Below are 18,124 nucleotides of genomic sequence, written 5' to 3'. Positions count from 1 at the left end.
TAGATTTTAAAGACGATTAGAATACAATATTGATGATTTTCTTTGGCACAACGATGATTTTTTTCACCATATTATCTCCAATTTGTTGCTTCACGCGTTCATCTGCCAATGCAATTTTCTCAATATCTTCTTTTTTAAGATCTGCGGACAGAGGCATCTTAAATCTCATCTTACCATTAAAGCTGACAGGATATTCTATTTCATCCTCTTTTAAATAGTCTTCATTAAGGGCTGGAAATGGGGCAAATTCAATAGAAGTCGTATGTCCTAATAACGCCCACAATTCTTCGCAAATATGTGGTGCATAAGGCGATACCAATACCGCTAAAGGCTCCAAAATCGCTCTTTTATTGCATTTGGCTTTTTGTAATTCGTTCACGGCAATCATAAATGAAGACACCGAAGTATTAAATGAAAAGTTCTCAATATCAAACAAAACTTTCTTAATCAAAGTATGCAATATCTTATATTCTGCCTTAGTAGGTTCTTCATCGGATACTTCAAACGAATCCTCATTAAAATATAAATTATAGAATTTCTTCAAAAAGCCATAGACGCCACTAAGCCCTTGCGTATTCCAAGGTTTAGATTGCTCCAATGGACCTAAAAACATTTCGTAAAGCCTTAAACAATCGGCACCGTACTCCTCACAAATATCATCTGGATTAACCACATTATATTTCGACTTCGACATTTTTTCTACTTCACGCTCGGTGATATATTTTCCATCTTCTAAGATAAATTCTGCATCAGCAAATTCTGCACGCCATTGTTTAAAGGCGTCAATATCCAATTCGTCTGTCGTTCCTTTTAATAAGGACACATCTACATGAATTTTTTGTGTCTTATAATCCTTAGCTAGATTTTTAGATACATACTGGTTGGTGCCATCTACCCTAAAGACATAAGCACTCATTCCCAAAATCATCCCTTGATTGATCAGTTTCTGGAAAGGCTCTTCATGAGAGATAAAACCTCTGTCCTTTAAAAATAAATTCCAGAATCGTGCATATAATAAATGTCCCGTAGCATGTTCACTACCTCCAATATACAAATCTACTTGTCCCCAATAGTCTGATTTTTCCTTAGCACAGAATGCCCCATCATTATGAGCATCCATATACCTTAGGAAATACCAAGAACTTCCTGCCCAACCTGGCATGGTAGATAATTCTAAAGGGAAAACAGTTTTATTGTCTATTAAATCTACGGAAACGAGTTTTTGCTGTGTTTCGTCCCAAGCAAAATCTTTAGCGTTGCCTAATGGTGGGTCGCCATCTTCTGTCGGTAAATATTTTTCTACTTCTGGCAACTCTAAAGGCAATACAGAAATTGGCAAAGTATAAGGCATACCATCCTTATAATATATAGGTACAGGCTCCCCCCAATATCTTTGGCGAGAGAAAATCGCATCTCTTTGTCGGTAGTTAATTTTTCTACCCCCCTTACCTCTTTGCTCTAAATCTTCGATGACTTGATTAGACGCCTCTTTAAAATCAGATAAGCCATTTAAGTATTCCGAATTTTCATACACCATCCCTTCTTTAGCATAATAAGCATTCTCAGAGATATCTTGGTTAAAAATATTCTGAATCGGCATATCAAAATATTTAGCAAAGGCATAATCTCTTTCATCGCCTGCAGGCACTGCCATTACTGCACCAGTTCCATAGCCTGCCAATACATAATCACCAATCCAAATCGGTACTGCTTTTCCCGTGATAGGATGCTCAGCATAGGCGCCCGTAAAAACTCCCGAAATGGTTTTAACATCTGCCATTCTATCGCGTTCCGAGCGTTTTGCTGTTTCTTTTACATAGGCTTCTACCGCTTCTTTTTGTTCTGGAGTCGTAATCTTGTCTACCAACTCATGCTCTGGTGCTAAAGTAAGAAAGCCCACACCAAAAATAGTATCGGGTCTGGTCGTAAATACCGAAATATCATCTAAATCTTGGTGTTCTTCGCCTTTAACTTTAAACTTTACTAACGCCCCTTGTGATTTTCCTATCCAATAGTCTTGACTATCTTTAAGTGGCTGTGGCCAATCCAAAGTTTGCAAACCTTGTAGTAATCTTTCCGAATAAGCGGTAATTCTCATACTCCATTGCATCATTTTCTTTTGGAATACAGGATATCCGCCACGCTCAGATTTACCATCTTTTACCTCATCATTAGCCAATACCGTTCCCAAAGCAGGGCACCAATTCACCGTAGTTTCGGCACGATACGCCATTCTATAATTAAGTAGAATATCTTGTTTATCTTTTTCAGACGCACGATTCCAGATTTCAGCAGTAAACTCTAAAGCTTCGGTTTGCTCGGCATCTAGGTTTTTTGTACCCTGTTTTTCAAAATGAGAAACTAAGGTATCAATAGATTCGGCACGGTTTGTCGCTTTATTGTACCAAGAATGAAACAATTCTATAAAAATCCACTGGGTCCAGCGGTAGTAAGATGGGTCAGAAGTGCGTACCTCTCGGCTCCAATCAAATGAAAAACCAATTTTGCGTAACTGCTCTTCGTATCTTGTAATATTATGTTCTGTGGTTATCGCAGGGTGTTGCCCTGTTTGTATCGCATATTGCTCGGCAGGAAGACCAAAAGAGTCGTAGCCTACGGGGTGCAATACATTGTAACCTTGGTGTCTTTTAAATCTCGCATAGATATCCGACGCAATATAGCCTAGTGGATGCCCCACATGCAATCCCGCACCAGAAGGATAAGGAAACATATCAAGGACATAATATTTAGGTTTATCAGATGGATATTCTGCTTTAAAAGTTTCGTGATCCTTCCAAAACTTTTGCCATTTCTTTTCTATTTCTTGATGATTATAAAACATATAATTGATAAGATTTAATTCTTTTAAACATTCCGAACCACAAATTTAAGTCTTTGATTGCAAAATAACGAGTTTCAACCCTATTTTTTCTAACCACCATTTAATTTGGAGGGGTAAATGAAGTTAAAAGTGTTGAGTGATGAGTTTTAAGTGAATTATAAATGCTAAATTATAGATTATAAATTAAAAGTGAAGAGTTAAAAGTTTTGAGTGGTGAGTGGCTTACGGCTTTCTGCCTGTTGCTTATAGCCTTTGGCAAAATTTATTCAGCGTGTCACCCTGAACTTGTTTCAGAATCTGTTAGTTAGAACAATAAATTAGTCGAGTTAAAAGTGTTAAGTGAATTATAAATGCCAAATTATAGATTTTAAATTAAAAGTGATATTGCTAAACTGCGTGGTTATGCGTAACTCATAACCGAAAAGTTTGGCACTACCCAATATCCCGAGCCTATGGTGGAGGTAAAAACCAGCCGACTGCGTTGTTTGGAAGTCTATAAAAAAGCGGTGATGTCTCTCTAATTTTTTACCGACCAAGGCTAAAAGCAAGCAGCTCTCTACGCGAGCGTTCCCGTCGCACGACGGGAACGCTCCCATCGGCGCACGCAAACTATCCCATCAATCCACGCAAAAGCTTTCATCTTCTACCCCATAGATTTTATACCTTATATATAATACTAAAAAAAGAGGGGGATAGCCCCATACGGCTTCCCCCCTCTGAACTTATAAAAAGTTACACTCTACTTCTTGCTATATTTTTCGTATTTCACGGTTTTGAGCATCTTGCGAAGTGCCTCGCCTGGGCGAAACTGTATCTTGTTCCCCTTAATTAGGCTGTCATTAAACTTATCCTTAGTCTCTGCACCGGCACTGGTAAGGCTGACTTGGAAATTCCCAAAGTCCCCAAACTTCACCACTTTACCCTCTGATAAATGGCGGGTACAGGTCTTTATCATCTCATTAAGCACTGCCAAAACATCGGTATCGCTCACCGTGGTAGAGCCGCCAGAAATCTCCTCGGCTATTTCTTTAAGGGTAAGCTCCCCATCTGCCTTGGCATTGGCATACCACTTGCCGGGCTCCTGTCTCTTTTGCGGATTCTTACGCTCCACTACATTGTATTTTACTGGCATGTTTCTATAATTCTTAAAAAATTAAACTTTTTATTTTGTATTATTTTCCCCTTTCAAGAAAGGGGGGGCAACCTTGACTAATAAAATCTGATAATTACCCCTCCTTTTTTATATAGAGTTTCTATTTCATATCATACTCAATTGCTCTTATTTGCCTACTGAAATAAATCATACTTTGTTTACATTGTTGATCTCTAGGGTTGTACTCATTTTCAAAAACACGACCACCCTTAATATCACCATTTTGTATTCCATTTGTACTAGATAGCCAAAATACAGAACTATAATTCTCATCTTTGTTATAACAACATTGTTGGTATATTCCATCATTCTTCATAGAATATTTTTTAGCTACATTGTCTTTGTCAATACCTTTCTCCAGCTTAGAGAAAATCAAATAACCATTATTATCGATACGAACACCTTCCTGATTATTTAAAGAAACCCATGTCCAATCACTTTTAGGGATTGTTATCTGGCCTTGATATGTATGCCTATAGGTTTTAGGGCTTTGATTTGCATCATTTCCACAGGCAAATTCAAACTGAGTTCTGACTTTCACAACATCTGCTTCTACATTAATTTCCCCTATATCTAAAATATATTTTCTAACATTTATATCCTTAACAGAAGGCATGGGACCATCTCCCAATCTCCAAAATCCAGTTCGCTTTCTCAGTGTTCCATCTATTGATGATATTACTACATTTGATACATTTTCCATAGAAGAAGTCTGTTCCTGCATATTAGGGACTTTTATCCGAGCATTAGTACCGCTAAAGGTTAGGGTTTTGTTGTCTAAGTTTACAATGCGGTCGGTAGAGAGCGTGCCGTTTTCCGTGTAAATGTTGGTATCTCGTACTTTTACCCACTCGGTACCGTTGTAGAAATAGTAACCTTTTTCGGTAATTTTTGCTACTTTACTATTGGTGCCGCTATAAGTAGTATTGAGAGCATACACCAAAGTTCCCTCTTGAGGTGCCGCTATCTGAGCAATGCGCGCTTTGGTTAGTTTTGGTGCTATAATCCCCTCGTTAGTAGTGGCGTTGGCATTTGCCGTACTGGATTTCACTTCCAAAGTGGCTTTGGGCGCCGTGGTGTTAATCCCTACACGCCCCTCTTGGGCCAATGCTGCTGTGGTTAAGCCTAAAAAGGCTAACACACTCCATTGTTTCATCATTTTTTTCATAAAATTTAAATTTGTTAATAATTTATTTGTCTAGTAGCTACAGGATTAAAGCCTGCAACTAAGAATTGCACCAATTGTTTTAAATTGCCAGTGGCAAGTAATGAGTTATTGCATAAAGCTCTAAGCCTTTTGCCTACTGCCTTCGGCTTACGGCTTAAAGCACATAAAAAACGCCCTGCCCCCAGATATATAACACACAACTTAAAGAAAATGAGGACAGGGCTACAGCCCATGGCAAGGAATGCCAAAGAAAGGGCTGCATATAAGCAGTAAGCTTCAAGCTTTAGGCTTTCAGCAAGGTAAAAGTGAAAAGGGTTAAGTGATAAGTGAGTTCCTGCATTCGGCTTAAAGCCTAAAGCGAGTAAGGAGTGATAAATTTTAAGTTTTGAGTGGCTTGTCGCTTTCTGCTTACTGCCTAAAGCAAATATCAAGTGATTGCCTAAAGCCTTTAGCCTACGGCATATAGCCGTCAAAAAACTAAGTTCTAAGCTCTCACCTCTAATCTCTTTTTTCGAAAAAAAGTTGTATAATACGCGCGCTACGCAGGAATTAACCTGTGTGTGTGTGTGTGTGTGTGTGTGTGTGTGTGTGTGTGTTTACACAATTTTCTGAAACCACCAAATTATTTGGGTAGTTTTTTTGAAAAAAAATTATGTTGCTGATATTGCGTGTCATAACGGCGACAAAGGTACAATAATTTTTTTATTGTGCAAGAGGATTTAGAAATTAAATTTTAGAAGAATTATAAATGCTAAATGATAGATTTTAAATTAAAAATGAAGAGTTAAAAGTTTTTGAGTTAAGAGTTTTGAGTAGCTTACTGCTTAAAGCCTACTGCCTATTGCTGTTCTTGTCTAAATTCTAATTTCTAGCCTCTAATCTCTATATCACTGGTACATTTATACATTTTACATCGGTACATCTTTACACCTTTACATTAATACTTTTTACATTGGTACATCTTACATTAGTACATTCTACAATTCTAAACTCTAACATCTAAGCTCTAATCTCTATAAATTCTCTATCTTTGCAAAAATTAATGTCTATGGCAGAGGTCTCTATCATTACCCCATGTTACAACGCATCAAAATTCTTGGCTCAAACCATAGAATCGGTATTGGCACAGACTTTTCAAGATTGGGAATGGATTATTTCGGACGACTATTCTGCCGACCATTCGGTAGATATTATTAAACAATATGCCGACCCTCGTATCCTCTTAATAGAATCCAAAGATAACCATGGTGCGGGGCGCGCTAGAAACTTAGCATTAGAAAAAGCCTCTGGACGGTTCATCACCTTTCTGGATGCCGACGATTACTGGACACCTGAATTTCTGGAAGAAATGGTCGGTTTTATGAAACGAGAATCTGCTGAGCTCGCCTATTCCAACTACGCTCGCTGCAACGAGCAACTAGAACCTCAAATCGAAGACTTCAAAGCAGATACCATCGTCACTTTTAACAACCTGCTTAAAACCTGTCGCTTGTCGCTACTTTCGTCCATGTACGATAGCCAAAGGGTAGGCAAAGAATACTTTCCCGAAGGCACCAAAAGAGAAGACCATGTGATGTGGCTCAACCTGCTCAAAAAAATCCCCGAAGGTAAGCCACTACCCAAAACTATGGCGAAATACCGTATGCATAGCCAGAGCGTTTCTAGAAAGAAAACCAGCATTATCAAAGACCAATACTTGGTTTACAAAGATTATATGAAATTTTCTACGCTCAAATCCTTGTACTACACCACCCACTGGGCAATCAATGGTTTTATTAAGTACTCCAAGTGGTTTAATTAATTTTTAGATGTGTAACGATTTTGAATAGATATTACTTTATTTAAGACATAACTAATAAATATCACTGTTGTAAATTTGTAATATATAATGACGAAGAAATATTACATATTAAAACCTATTATAACTTTTGTATTTTTTACATTAGCGTGTGTAATATTCTGTAAGTTTAATTCATATAGTTTCAAAAACCATCAACCAGTTAACCATTTCATCGTTAATAAAATAGAGAAAAAAGCACATAAAAAAGTCAATATTTTTGATAATATAAAAGAAATTGAAGCCGAAGAGTTTAGCTTTAAAAATAAAAATAAATCATTACTATCTCTTTCTTATCACACAAAAAATAAGTTTGAATTTATATCACAACAGACTACAATAACAAACATTCTAAAAATTTTCTTGAACTGTTGTAAGTTCATAGATATCTATTGTAAAAAGCATAGATATTTAACATTTCTTCATATTATTTTATATAGTTAGACCAAGAAATTAGAATCCAAAACCAGTTTTATAACATAATAATAACCCTTACCTATTTAAGTAAGGGGTATAACTATTCATTAATCAATAATAAATATTTACGAATATGCATTTAACACCCAGAGAAACCGAGAAGCTAATGTTGCATTTTGCAGGAGAATTAGCACAAAAAAGAAAAGACCGAGGAGTAAAACTAAACTATCCTGAGTCTATTGCTTTAATTAGTAGTTACCTATTAGAGGGTGCTAGAGATGGTAAATCAGTTGCTCAACTGATGCAAGATGGAGCCAAAGTTCTAACCCGAGAAGATGTGATGCCTGGAGTACCTGAGATGATTCACGAGGTACAAATTGAAGCCACCTTCCCAGATGGAACTAAACTCGTAACTGTTCATAACCCTATTCGCTAACCTTAAAAAATCCAAAAACAATGATTCCTGGAGAAATTATCGTAAAAGAAGGTACTATCATTTGTAACGAAGGTAGAGCCACTACAAAAATAAAAGTTACCAATACTGGTGACCGCCCTATACAAGTAGGCTCCCATTATCACTTTTTTGAAGTAAACAAAGCCATGCAATTCGATCGTGAAAAAGCATTTGGAATGCGCCTTAATATCGTAGCAAGTACAGCAGTACGATTTGAGCCTGGAGAAGAAAAAGAAGTGGAATTGGTAGAAATTGGAGGAAACAAAAAAATTATGGGTTTCAACAATTTGGTAAATGGGGAGATTAGTTCCGATTCTAAAAAACAAGAAAGCCTCAAAAAAGGAAAAAGATTAAATTTTAAAACCTTATAAAATGAGTTTGAAAGTAGATAGAAAACAATACGCCAATATATTAGGTCCTACAACAGGAGATAAAATTAGATTGGGCGATACCAACCTCATCATTGAGATTGAAAAAGATTATGTTCATTACGGAGATGAAGCCATCTTTGGGGGTGGAAAAACGGTTCGTGATGGTATGGGACAAAATGTAACTGCTAAAAGAGATGAAGGTGTTTTAGATCTTTGTATCACAGGTGCAACGATTGTCGATCACTGGGGAATCGTAAAGGCTGATATTGGGATCAAGGACGGAAAAATTGTAGGAATTGGTAAGGCAGGTAATCCCGACACAATGGATGGCGTAACCCCTGGTATGGTTATTGGAGCTTCTACAGAAGTACACGGCGGTAATGGTTACATTGTAACCGCAGGTGGTATTGACACACATATCCACTATATCTGTCCACAACAAATAGAAACCGCGTTATATAGCGGTATTACCACAATGATTGGTGGAGGTACTGGTCCTAATGATGGAACCAATGCCACCACTTGTACACCTGGAAAATTTAATATTCAAAAAATGTTAGAAGCTGCCGAGGAATACCCAATGAATTTAGGATTCTTCGGTAAAGGAAACTGCTCTGCTACTGAGCCTATTTCTGAGCAAGTGGAAGCAGGAGCCTTAGGAGTAAAAATACATGAAGACTGGGGTGCTACACCTGCTACAATTGATGCTGCATTAAAAGTAGCTGACCAATACGATGTACAAGTAGCGATTCATACCGATACATTAAATGAAGCAGGGTTCTTAGAAGACACTATGAAAGCCATTGATGGGCGTGTAATTCACACCTTCCACACTGAAGGCGCAGGAGGAGGTCACGCACCTGATATTATCAAAGCAGCAATGTATCCCAATGTACTACCAGCCTCTACCAATCCTACGCGTCCTTATACAGTAAATACCATAGATGAGCATCTAGATATGTTAATGGTGTGCCACCATTTGAGTAAAAATATTCCTGAGGATGTTGCTTTTGCAGATTCTCGTATCCGACCTGAAACAATTGCAGCAGAAGATATTTTACATGATATGGGAGTATTCAGTATTATGAGTTCTGACTCTCAAGCAATGGGAAGACCTGGAGAAGTTATCACAAGAACCTGGCAGACTGCAAGCAAAATGCATGACCAAAGGGGGGAACTTGATGAGGATAAAGGAAAAGAAAATGACAACTTCCGTGTAAAGAGATATGTTGCTAAATACACGATCAACCCCGCTATTGCCCATGGAATCTCTAACTATGTAGGCTCTATCGAAGTAGGTAAAATTGCAGATTTGGTAATTTGGAAACCTGCTTTATTTGGAGCTAAACCAGAGATGATTGTAAAAGGAGGTTTTGTCATCGCAAGTAAAATGGGAGACCCAAATGCTTCTATTCCAACACCTCAGCCAATTATCTATAGAAATATGTTTGGAGCTCATGGAAAAGCTAAATTTGGCATCTGTGCTACTTTTGTTTCTCAAGCATCAATTGACAATGGCTCAATTGCCTCATACGGATTACAAAAAATGGTACTTCCCGTTAGTAATTGTCGTAACATCTCTAAATCGGACTTGATTCATAATGACAAGACCCCTACAATAGAGGTAAATCCTGAAAATTACAAAGTAACTGTAGATGGAGAATGGGTAACCTGCGAACCAGCAGAAAAATTACCTCTTAGCCAATTGTATTTCTTGTTCTAAAATAAGTAACCACAGAGCTCGGAGGAATTCCTCTGAGCTCTATTTTACAAAATAATTCCAATGAAATTAACAAATCATATTAAAATAATAGGGCTAATGCTTCTGTCTTTGGTTACCTCTCAATACTCTAATGCCCAATTCTTAGGACACCGTTTAAATTCAGATGAGCTAGGTCCTAAGGGAAATATATTGGTATATGGTTCCTTAGATTATTCAAAGACCAATACCCCGAAAGGTAGTCACAGCAATTTTAGTACAAGTCCTGGAGCAGGAATCCCTATTGGTGTCGGGTATTTTATTAACAATAATGATTTAATAGGTGTAAACTACGCCTTTTCTCAAGACTCTACTAATGGAAAACAAACCCAGCATCAGAATGAATTTGGTATTTGGTACAGTCCTTCAGTGATGTTAGGTTCGTATTTCTTACTCACTGCCCAAGTAGATGCTCACTATGTTTGGGGAGAAGCCCAGTATCAGAATTATACAGGTTATCGCCTTAGAGCTTATCCTATGTTAGGTATTTTGTTGGGTAATGGTTGGGCTCTAAAATTTAAATTTGGAGAACTTTCTCTATTATCTATCAAAAATAACGAAGGATGGACAAATGACAAAGTAGCTGGACTAAGTGGTGCTACATTCGGAACTGGGATTTCTAAAACCTTTAATCTTAGAAAAAATAAATAATGATTATTAACGAAGCTATTGGCAATGTTGCCCATACAGATATTCAATCAAGGGAAATCGACTACTTGGATCTGCAGTGGTTTGAAACCCCTAAACGAATCCAAAGAAAGAAAACCCGTAGTGGAAAAGATATCGCCATAAAATTTTTAAAAGAAGGACAGCGTCTCTACGAAGGTGATATTCTCTATATGGATGATCAAACTGCTGTTGTCATCAATGTACTTCCTACAGATGCCATTGTGCTTACCCCCAAATCTATGCTAGAAATGGGGACGGTATGCTACGAAATAGGCAACAAGCATATGCCTCTTTTTATTCAAAACGATCAAGTACTAATGCCTTTTGAACACCCGATGTTTCGCTGGTTAGAAGCTAGTGGATATCAACCCAGAAAAGAAACGGTAAAATTGTTGAATTTATTGAAATCTAATGTAGAACCCCATCAGCACGGAAATAGCAATAGTGGAACTTCATTGTTTACAAAAATTCTACATCTAGCATCATCAAAATAATAAAAACTATGCAAACATCATTTTTAGGGAGTTTACTTCACCTAGCAGACCCTACCCTTCCCATTGGAGGATATACCCATTCCAATGGTCTGGAAACTTATGTGCAGAGACGAATTGTAAAAAATGTACCGACAGCAGAGACTTTCGTTAAAAATATGATAGAGTTCAATCTGAAATATAACGATGGAGCTTTTGTTCGATTGGCTTATGAAGCTACAGAAAAGAATGATTTACAAACACTTCTTGATTTAGACCAAGAATGTACTGCCTTGAAATGTCCTAGAGAGATTCGAGAGGCAAGCCAGAAATTAGGGCTTCGGGTGATCAAAATATTCCGAAGACAGAAAGAATTTGATTTGATGTTAAAGTATGAAGAATCCGTTAAGAAGAAAACAACCGATACCAACTATTGCATAGTATTTGGGATGTTTTCACAGTTAATGGGAATTCCTCTACAAGAAGCTCTTTTTGCTTTTTACTATACCTCAGCCGTCGGAATGATTACCAATGCGGTCAAACTAGTTCCTTTAGGGCAATTGGATGGACAGGACATTTTATTCCGATTACAGCCTATCATTCAAAAAACTACCGAAGAAACCCTTGATCTAGATAGAGATTTAGTAGGTCTTTGTAACCCTGCTTTCGATATTCGATGTATGCAACACGAAAGACTCTACTCAAGACTCTATATGTCCTAAAAAATAATTTTAAACTTAAAAAAAAATAAACAAATGAATTCAGAAAGAAAATATATAAAAGTTGGAGTAGCAGGACCCGTAGGTTCTGGTAAAACAGCACTTTTAGAGCGTTTGAGTCGTCATATGCTTAAAGATTACAACTTAGGGGTAATCACTAACGATATCTATACCAAGGAAGATGCCGAATTTATGGCTAAAAATAGCCTTTTGCCTCAAGAACGAATCATCGGTGTAGAAACTGGAGGATGTCCTCACACAGCTATTAGAGAAGACGCAAGTATGAATCTTGAAGCCGTAGATGAGTTAGTAAACCGTTTTCCTGATATTGAATTAATCCTCATAGAAAGCGGTGGTGATAACCTATCTGCTACCTTTAGTCCAGATTTGGCAGATGTTACTATTTTCATTATAGATGTGGCAGAAGGAGAGAAAATCCCAAGAAAAGGAGGTCCTGGTATTACACGATCAGATCTATTGGTAATCAACAAGATAGATCTTGCGCCTTATGTAGGAGCCAGCTTAGAAGTAATGGAACGAGATGCCCGAAAAATGCGTGAAGGACAACCCTTTGTTTTTACTAATTTAAAAACTGATGAAGGGGTAGATTCTGTGATTGGTTGGATTAAAAAATATGCCCTATTAGAAGAGGTTGAAGAACCTAAATTGGTACGATAGATGAAGTGTAAATTGGATATTGTAGCGGGATATAAAAATGAAAAGTCATATCTAAAAGATGTGTTTCTTACACTCCCCTTTAGAGTAGTTCCAGTAGGACAAAGAATGAATGATAATAAGTTATACCTTATGATTATGAGTTCCTCTCCTGGAATCTTGAGTGGGGATTGTTACGATCTGAAGATGACTGTTGAGAACCAAGCATGGCTACAAGTACAATCCCAATCGTATCAGAGACTTTTTAATATGGATGCCGAGGCTACTCAGCAATTACAGATTAGTGTAGAAGATGATGCCTTCTTTGCGTATGTGCCTCATCCTGTAGTTCCTCATGAGAATTCCACCTTTAAAAGTAAAACTAATATCCATGTGGGAGACAGAAGTCGGGTTCTTATCTCTGAAATCATTACCTGCGGGAGAAAACATCACGGAGAACTCTTTAAATTTAATCATTTTCAAAATGCTATGGAAATCTGGCATCACAATAAAATGGTATTGAAAGACAATATTGTACTTCGCCCTGCAGAAATTCCTATTGATAGTATCGGTATTTTAGAGGAATATACCCACCAAGGAACCCTTGTTTTCTTTACTTCAAATTCTGAGGATCAACCTTCGGAATGGGTGGAACAGATTCATCAGGAATCAACCTTATGGGAAAATATGCAAATAGGGGTCTCGCTAATTGATGGAGGTTTTGTAGTAAGAGCCTTAGGTCAAGGGGGGGAACAGATGTATGAGTTTTTTCTAAAAATTCAAGAATTACTTTGGAATAAAAAATAGAAAATTATGGATTCAACTTTATGGGCATTGATAATAACAGCCATTTCTATCAGTTTTATACATACTGCTTCAGGACCTGACCACTATCTACCTTTTATTGTGCTCTCTCGATCCAAAAAATGGAGCCAAGCTAAGACCATATTTTGGGTAGTTCTATGCGGCTTTGGACATATTCTAAGTTCTGTAATATTAGGACTTATAGGAGTGTTTTTAGGTTGGCAGATGGATAAAATATCATGGTTTCAGGATATACAAGGGAATCTTTCAGGTTGGTTTTTGCTGATTTTTGGAATAGGATACCTCATCTATGCTATTGTACAGATGTACAGAAATAAAACTCATAAGCACTTTGATGTAATGGGAGACGATATTTATGTATATGAGCATAATCATGATGAAATGGTTCTCCCTCAAAATAGAGTGAAAGTAACTCCGTTGGTGATGTTTGCCATTTTTGTAATGGGTCCAAGTGAACCTTTGATACCTCTATTATTTTATTCAGGAACTAAACACTCCGTAACAGAAATTGTGACTCTTATTGTGGTGTTTACCTTAACAACGATACTTACAATGCTTATTATGGTATTATTAGGAAGGTACGGTTACAGTTTAGTCAAAACAGATAAGTTCGAACGCTATATGAATGTAGTGAGTGGTGCAGTAGTAACTCTTTGCGGTATTGGGGTGGTATTTTTAAGCTGGTAATTTTATAACTAATGAATATTAAACTATGGAAAATCTATTTAAAAAACTTCCTTTTCTAGACAGTACGCTAAAAGGAATCTCTCAGATTATGCTACAAGAAAATACTCTTACAGGAATCTTATTCTTAGTAGGAATTTTTCTTGGAAGTTGGCAAATGGGCGTAGGAGCCATCGTAGCCACTGCCTCTGGTACGCTAACAGCAAAATTGCTAAAATATGATGAAAATCAAATTCAGCAAGGGTTATACGGGTTTAGTGCAGCCCTTGTCGGAGTGGCTCTAACCTTCTTGTTTCAAGCTACATGGCTTATTTGGGTGTTGGTTGTGATTGGTGGGAGTATCGCTGCTATAATTCAGCATTTTTTTATCATAAAAAAAATCCCTGTTTTTACCCTACCTTTTATCTTAGTTACTTGGATATGTGTATTTTTACTCCACAAATATACTCAAATTGGAGCCTCAGATGTATTAACATCAGCCCCACCTTTGGATGATTTAGATGACTTTTCCACCTCTACTAATGGTTTTGGGGAGGTTATTTTTCAAGGAGGATTTTTATCAGGATTAATTATATTTGTTGCGGTTTTTATCAATAGCCCTATCGCGGCACTTTATGGACTTCTTGCCTCTCTTCTTGGGGCCTCTCTTTCTCACCATTATGGGGAAGCTCCCGAGAGTGTACATTTAGGGCTTTTTAGCTTCAATTTGGTGCTTTCTGCCATCGTTTTCGCAGGAATCAAAAAAATCGATGGTGTATGGGTTTTGATTTCCGTACTCATCACATGGGGACTAGATATAGCTATGGTTGATACAGGTATTTTAGATGCCTTCGGAGGGGTATTCACTTTTCCTTTCGTAGCAGGCACATGGCTTACACTTATTTTACAAAAATTTATTCCCATTGCTAAAACAGAAAAATAATTTAATTACTAACTTATTTATCATAATTAATGAAACGAGAAATTTTAATTAGTTCCTTACTTTTTGCTTCAATACTTAATAACACTATCTCAGCTCAGGAGAAAAAGGACAGTTTACAGACTAAAGACAAAACAGTTCACCTGAAAGAAGTTGTATTAACAGGCAATAGTTTTACCAAACAAATTGCAAAAATTGATTTGAAAAAGATTCCTGTAAATACTTCACAAGATTTGCTAAGAAAAGTTCCTGGACTTTTTATAGCTCAACACGCAGGTGGTGGAAAAGCTGAACAATTATTTTTAAGAGGTTTCGACTCAGACCATGGTACGGATGTGGCTGTATATGCTGATGGAATGCCTGTAAATATAGTTTCTCACGCTCATGGGCAGGGCTATTCTGACTTGCATTTCATTATCCCAGAAACGGTAGATAATATTGATTTTGGAAAAGGAAGTTATTATGCTGAAAAAGGGGATTTTAACACTGCGGGATATGTTGATTTTCATACCTATAACTCTATAAAAAACAGTATGGTAAAAATGGAGATAGGAAGTTTTAACACCAAGCGACTTTATACCCAACTGAACCTTATCAATAACGAGGAAGCTCGTCGCTATGCCTATATCGCTTCAGAATATAACTATACCGATGGTCCATTTGATGTGAAACAAGATTTCAATCGGGTCAATGTTTTTGGAAAATACAATGAGTGGATTAGCGACCATCAATATCTCAATTTACAATTTTCTGTATTTAACTCCTCTTGGAATGCCTCTGGGCAGATTCCTACACGAGCTGTAGAAAAAGGTATCATCGGTCGCTTCGGAAGTATCGACCCTACCGAAGGAGGGAGTACTTCACGCATTAATGCCATGCTACAATACAAGCACTCTCTGTCGTCCGGAGAATATTTAGAAAGCAATTTATGGTATAGCCGTTACAAATTTAATTTGTATTCAAATTTTACTTTTTTTCTTGAAAATCCAGATAAAGGAGATGAGATTCAGCAGACTGATGGAAGAAATATTTTTGGAGGAGAAAGTAAATGGATTAAGAATAATGAGAATACTACTTGGACAGCTGGTGCGGGATTCCGGCATGATGATATTTTTACACTCCAACTTAATCGCGTTTATCAGCGCAAAGAACTCTTAGGAAAATTATCGGATGTATTTGGTAAAGAAACCAATCTGCATTCATATATCAATTTCCTTTGGAAAAATAATAATTGGACGATTAATCCATCATTGAGAGCTGATTACTTTATATTTAATCTACAAGACCAACTTCATAACGATTTACCAGTTGCAAAATCAGAAAGCAAAGGAATTCTAAGTCCAAAATTAGATTTATCGTACCAACCGAATCTTAGCACATTGTGGTTTCTAAAATCAGGTATGGGTTTCCATTCAAATGATATCCGAGTAGTCATTGCTCAAGATGGAAAGGAAATTTTGCCTTATAGTATCGGTGCTGATTTTGGAGTACGATTAAAACCCACTCAAAGTCTTATCATCACTCCGTCACTTTGGTACACCTATCTACAGCAAGAGTTTGTATATGTAGGAGATGAGGCAGTAGTAGAACCCTCTGGAAGCACTCGAAGATTGGGGATGGACTTAGGTATTCGCTATCAACCTAACGAGCAACTATACTTAAATGCAGATATCAGTTATGCTAATGCAAAGTTCACTGATGAACCTGAAGGAGAGAATCTTATTCCATTGGCTCCCGTTTGGGTAAGTACAGGAGGTATTGGTTGGGATTTCCTAAATGGATTTTCAGCAAACTTGCAATACCGAATGATGGGAGAGAATCCTGCAGTCGAAGATAATAGTATAAAAACGAAGTCATATTTCGTGAATGATTTACTTCTGTCTTATGAGAAAGATCGTTGGGGTACTAGTATGCAAATACAAAACCTTTTCAATGTGAAATGGAATGAAGCCCAATTTGCTACAGAAACACAACTTAGAGGAGAACCACAATCTATAACAGACCTAGCATACACTCCTGGTACACCATTTTTTATCAAAGGAAGTGTTTATTTTAAATTTTAACCTAACCATTGAAGGCACCAGAAATTCTTTTGGTGCTTTCTCATCTAAAAAAATGAAATCTTAATAATGAAAGAAAAAAAAGATATTCCTTTAATTTCTAATTTAGAGTACAAACAATTGTTCTTACCCAATATCTCAGAAGAAATATTGAATAATCAAGCTATTGTACAACTCTACCGATTAGAATTTTACCTAAGAAATATCTTAATTCCTGTCAAACCCTATCGCACTACCTTCAACTTTATTATTTTTGTTACAAAAGGAACTATTAAGCAACATTTGGACGGAGAAGATTTTCTAGTAAAAAAAGGGGAAATTCTTTATATCCGACAAGGTTCTATCACTGCGACCTTAGAGATTGATCCTGAAGTAAAAGGTTACTTTCTTGTCTATGAGAATGAGGTATACAGCAACCCCAGTTTTTCTATTAATCCTTCCAAATTATTTTTTATTGCTCCCTATATTAAAAATAGCGAAATTGATTTTTTAAAAATTATAAAAATACTAAATCTAATGGAATTTGAATTAATTCAAGAAGATCAAAATATTACAATTTCTTTTTTAAAAATTATTTTACTTAAAATATTAAATCAAACCAGTGAAGCCCCAAAAGAAACTACTAGAACTATGGATATCGCATTTCAATTTAGAAATCTTTTATATGATTTTCATACGGATGAAAAAAAAGTTTTTTTTTATGCTAATAAAATTGGGGTAACTGAAAACTACCTTAATAAATGTCTAAAAAAAATAACTGGTAAAAGCCCAAAACAGTGGATAAACGAGATAGATATTGATCATAGTAAATACCTCCTCCAAACTGATAAAACAATTGCTGAAATAGCTTATGAACTAAATTTTCAAACACCTTCTCACTTTTCCCAAGTATTTAAAAAAGTTGTTGGAAAATCTCCAAAAGATTATCGAAGTGAAAAATTAAAATAGTGTGAATTTCATTTATTTTTTTAATTGAATATCCGTTTTTATACCTAATTTCCTGTTATAGCAGCTATAATCACCCTATCGAATAATCGTTCTCCAAAATATCGCCTGTTTAGCTTGTATACAAATTCATTTAAGTATAATTGAAGATATTTGCCTTTGATTTTGTGGTAATTAC

At 36.5% G+C, this 18,124-nt stretch carries 17 protein-coding genes and 1 pseudogene; 13 read left to right on the top strand and 5 right to left on the bottom strand.

All coding sequences use genetic code 11. From position 1 onward, the window contains the following. Positions 1 to 16 precede the first annotated feature (16 nt). The 4 genes from leuS to C237_RS0103745 all read right to left on the bottom strand — a co-directional run bounded on the left by leuS (position 17) and on the right by C237_RS0103745 (position 5,636). Positions 17 to 2,842 (bottom strand): leucine--tRNA ligase, encoded by a 2,826-nt coding sequence (gene leuS / locus C237_RS0103760; protein ID WP_018675162.1) that lies wholly within the window; start codon positions 2,840 to 2,842, stop codon positions 17 to 19. Positions 2,843 to 3,581: 739 nt separating this feature from the next. Next, the gene (locus C237_RS0103755; protein ID WP_018675160.1) at positions 3,582 to 3,974 is read right to left on the bottom strand and encodes an HU family DNA-binding protein; all 393 of its coding nucleotides are present in this window, start codon (positions 3,972 to 3,974) and stop codon (positions 3,582 to 3,584) included. Positions 3,975 to 4,095: 121 nt separating this feature from the next. Continuing rightward, positions 4,096 to 5,163, bottom strand: a complete 1,068-nt coding sequence (locus C237_RS13880; RefSeq protein WP_018675159.1) for a hypothetical protein — start codon at positions 5,161 to 5,163, stop codon at positions 4,096 to 4,098. A gap of 14 nt (positions 5,164 to 5,177) precedes the next feature. Continuing rightward, positions 5,178 to 5,636, bottom strand: a complete 459-nt coding sequence (locus C237_RS0103745) for a hypothetical protein (protein WP_018675158.1) — start codon at positions 5,634 to 5,636, stop codon at positions 5,178 to 5,180. Between the two features lie 575 nt (positions 5,637 to 6,211). On the opposite strand from C237_RS0103745, the gene C237_RS0103740 reads away from it, so the two are divergent. The 13 genes from C237_RS0103740 to C237_RS0103675 all read left to right on the top strand — a co-directional run bounded on the left by C237_RS0103740 (position 6,212) and on the right by C237_RS0103675 (position 17,949). After that, the gene (locus C237_RS0103740) at positions 6,212 to 6,964 is read left to right on the top strand and encodes a glycosyltransferase family 2 protein (protein WP_018675157.1); all 753 of its coding nucleotides are present in this window, start codon (positions 6,212 to 6,214) and stop codon (positions 6,962 to 6,964) included. Positions 6,965 to 7,550: 586 nt separating this feature from the next. After that, positions 7,551 to 7,853 (top strand): urease subunit gamma, encoded by a 303-nt coding sequence (gene ureA, locus C237_RS0103730; protein WP_018675155.1) that lies wholly within the window; start codon positions 7,551 to 7,553, stop codon positions 7,851 to 7,853. Positions 7,854 to 7,873: 20 nt separating this feature from the next. Beyond that, positions 7,874 to 8,242: an urease subunit beta gene (gene ureB, locus C237_RS0103725; protein ID WP_018675154.1), complete on the top strand. Its 369-nt coding sequence runs from the start codon at positions 7,874 to 7,876 to the stop codon at positions 8,240 to 8,242. A gap of 1 nt (position 8,243) precedes the next feature. Continuing rightward, positions 8,244 to 9,965 carry an urease subunit alpha gene (ureC, locus tag C237_RS0103720; RefSeq protein ID WP_018675153.1) on the top strand — a complete coding sequence of 574 codons (1,722 nt, stop codon included), beginning with the start codon at positions 8,244 to 8,246 and terminating at the stop codon, positions 9,963 to 9,965. A gap of 60 nt (positions 9,966 to 10,025) precedes the next feature. Beyond that, positions 10,026 to 10,652, top strand: a complete 627-nt coding sequence (locus C237_RS0103715; RefSeq protein ID WP_018675152.1) for a hypothetical protein — start codon at positions 10,026 to 10,028, stop codon at positions 10,650 to 10,652. Next, a complete protein-coding gene (ureE, locus tag C237_RS0103710; RefSeq protein ID WP_018675151.1) occupies positions 10,652 to 11,164 on the top strand; it encodes an urease accessory protein UreE in 513 nt (170 codons plus the stop codon). Before C237_RS0103715 ends, ureE begins: the two co-directional genes overlap by 1 nt. An 8-nt stretch (positions 11,165 to 11,172) precedes the next feature. Beyond that, positions 11,173 to 11,862 (top strand): urease accessory protein UreF, encoded by a 690-nt coding sequence (locus C237_RS0103705; protein ID WP_018675150.1) that lies wholly within the window; start codon positions 11,173 to 11,175, stop codon positions 11,860 to 11,862. 33 nt (positions 11,863 to 11,895) lie between these two features. Further along, positions 11,896 to 12,537 (top strand): urease accessory protein UreG, encoded by a 642-nt coding sequence (gene ureG / locus C237_RS0103700; RefSeq protein ID WP_018675149.1) that lies wholly within the window; start codon positions 11,896 to 11,898, stop codon positions 12,535 to 12,537. Then, entirely contained in the window at positions 12,538 to 13,320 is a 783-nt protein-coding gene (locus C237_RS0103695) for an urease accessory protein UreD (protein WP_018675148.1), read from the top strand. A gap of 27 nt (positions 13,321 to 13,347) precedes the next feature. Then, positions 13,348 to 14,025: an urease accessory protein UreH domain-containing protein gene (locus tag C237_RS0103690; protein ID WP_245539696.1), complete on the top strand. Its 678-nt coding sequence runs from the start codon at positions 13,348 to 13,350 to the stop codon at positions 14,023 to 14,025. A 25-nt stretch (positions 14,026 to 14,050) separates the two neighbouring features. Then, the gene (locus C237_RS0103685) at positions 14,051 to 14,944 is read left to right on the top strand and encodes an urea transporter (RefSeq protein ID WP_018675146.1); all 894 of its coding nucleotides are present in this window, start codon (positions 14,051 to 14,053) and stop codon (positions 14,942 to 14,944) included. 29 nt (positions 14,945 to 14,973) lie between these two features. Further along, a complete protein-coding gene (locus C237_RS0103680) occupies positions 14,974 to 17,004 on the top strand; it encodes a TonB-dependent receptor (RefSeq protein ID WP_018675145.1) in 2,031 nt (676 codons plus the stop codon). 66 nt (positions 17,005 to 17,070) lie between these two features. After that, positions 17,071 to 17,949: a helix-turn-helix domain-containing protein gene (locus C237_RS0103675; RefSeq protein ID WP_018675144.1), complete on the top strand. Its 879-nt coding sequence runs from the start codon at positions 17,071 to 17,073 to the stop codon at positions 17,947 to 17,949. A 44-nt stretch (positions 17,950 to 17,993) separates the two neighbouring features. On the opposite strand, the pseudogene C237_RS14490 reads toward C237_RS0103675, so the two are convergent. Next, positions 17,994 to 18,124, bottom strand: a pseudogene (locus C237_RS14490) (IS1595 family transposase); the annotation flags it as partial.

It is taken from the genome of Riemerella columbina DSM 16469 (assembly GCF_000374405.1).
Taxonomy (GTDB): Bacteria; Bacteroidota; Bacteroidia; order Flavobacteriales; family Weeksellaceae; genus Riemerella; species Riemerella columbina.
Note: the sequence above shows the minus strand (reverse complement) of the source record. Positions and strands in the feature narration are given on the sequence as shown.

What these genes read in the sequence shown, in the direction of transcription:
- leuS (WP_018675162.1), bottom strand. Translation starts at nt 2,842, where the DNA reads ATGTTTTATAATCATCAAGAAATAGAAAAGAAATGGCAAAAGTTTTGG.
- C237_RS0103755 (WP_018675160.1), bottom strand. Translation starts at nt 3,974, where the DNA reads ATGCCAGTAAAATACAATGTAGTGGAGCGTAAGAATCCGCAAAAGAGA.
- C237_RS13880 (WP_018675159.1), bottom strand. Translation starts at nt 5,163, where the DNA reads ATGAAAAAAATGATGAAACAATGGAGTGTGTTAGCCTTTTTAGGCTTA.
- C237_RS0103740 (WP_018675157.1), top strand. Translation starts at nt 6,212, where the DNA reads ATGGCAGAGGTCTCTATCATTACCCCATGTTACAACGCATCAAAATTC.
- ureA (WP_018675155.1), top strand. Translation starts at nt 7,551, where the DNA reads ATGCATTTAACACCCAGAGAAACCGAGAAGCTAATGTTGCATTTTGCA.
- ureB (WP_018675154.1), top strand. Translation starts at nt 7,874, where the DNA reads ATGATTCCTGGAGAAATTATCGTAAAAGAAGGTACTATCATTTGTAAC.
- ureC (WP_018675153.1), top strand. Translation starts at nt 8,244, where the DNA reads ATGAGTTTGAAAGTAGATAGAAAACAATACGCCAATATATTAGGTCCT.
- C237_RS0103715 (WP_018675152.1), top strand. Translation starts at nt 10,026, where the DNA reads ATGAAATTAACAAATCATATTAAAATAATAGGGCTAATGCTTCTGTCT.
- ureE (WP_018675151.1), top strand. Translation starts at nt 10,652, where the DNA reads ATGATTATTAACGAAGCTATTGGCAATGTTGCCCATACAGATATTCAA.
- C237_RS0103705 (WP_018675150.1), top strand. Translation starts at nt 11,173, where the DNA reads ATGCAAACATCATTTTTAGGGAGTTTACTTCACCTAGCAGACCCTACC.
- ureG (WP_018675149.1), top strand. Translation starts at nt 11,896, where the DNA reads ATGAATTCAGAAAGAAAATATATAAAAGTTGGAGTAGCAGGACCCGTA.
- C237_RS0103695 (WP_018675148.1), top strand. Translation starts at nt 12,538, where the DNA reads ATGAAGTGTAAATTGGATATTGTAGCGGGATATAAAAATGAAAAGTCA.
- C237_RS0103685 (WP_018675146.1), top strand. Translation starts at nt 14,051, where the DNA reads ATGGAAAATCTATTTAAAAAACTTCCTTTTCTAGACAGTACGCTAAAA.
- C237_RS0103680 (WP_018675145.1), top strand. Translation starts at nt 14,974, where the DNA reads ATGAAACGAGAAATTTTAATTAGTTCCTTACTTTTTGCTTCAATACTT.
- C237_RS0103675 (WP_018675144.1), top strand. Translation starts at nt 17,071, where the DNA reads ATGAAAGAAAAAAAAGATATTCCTTTAATTTCTAATTTAGAGTACAAA.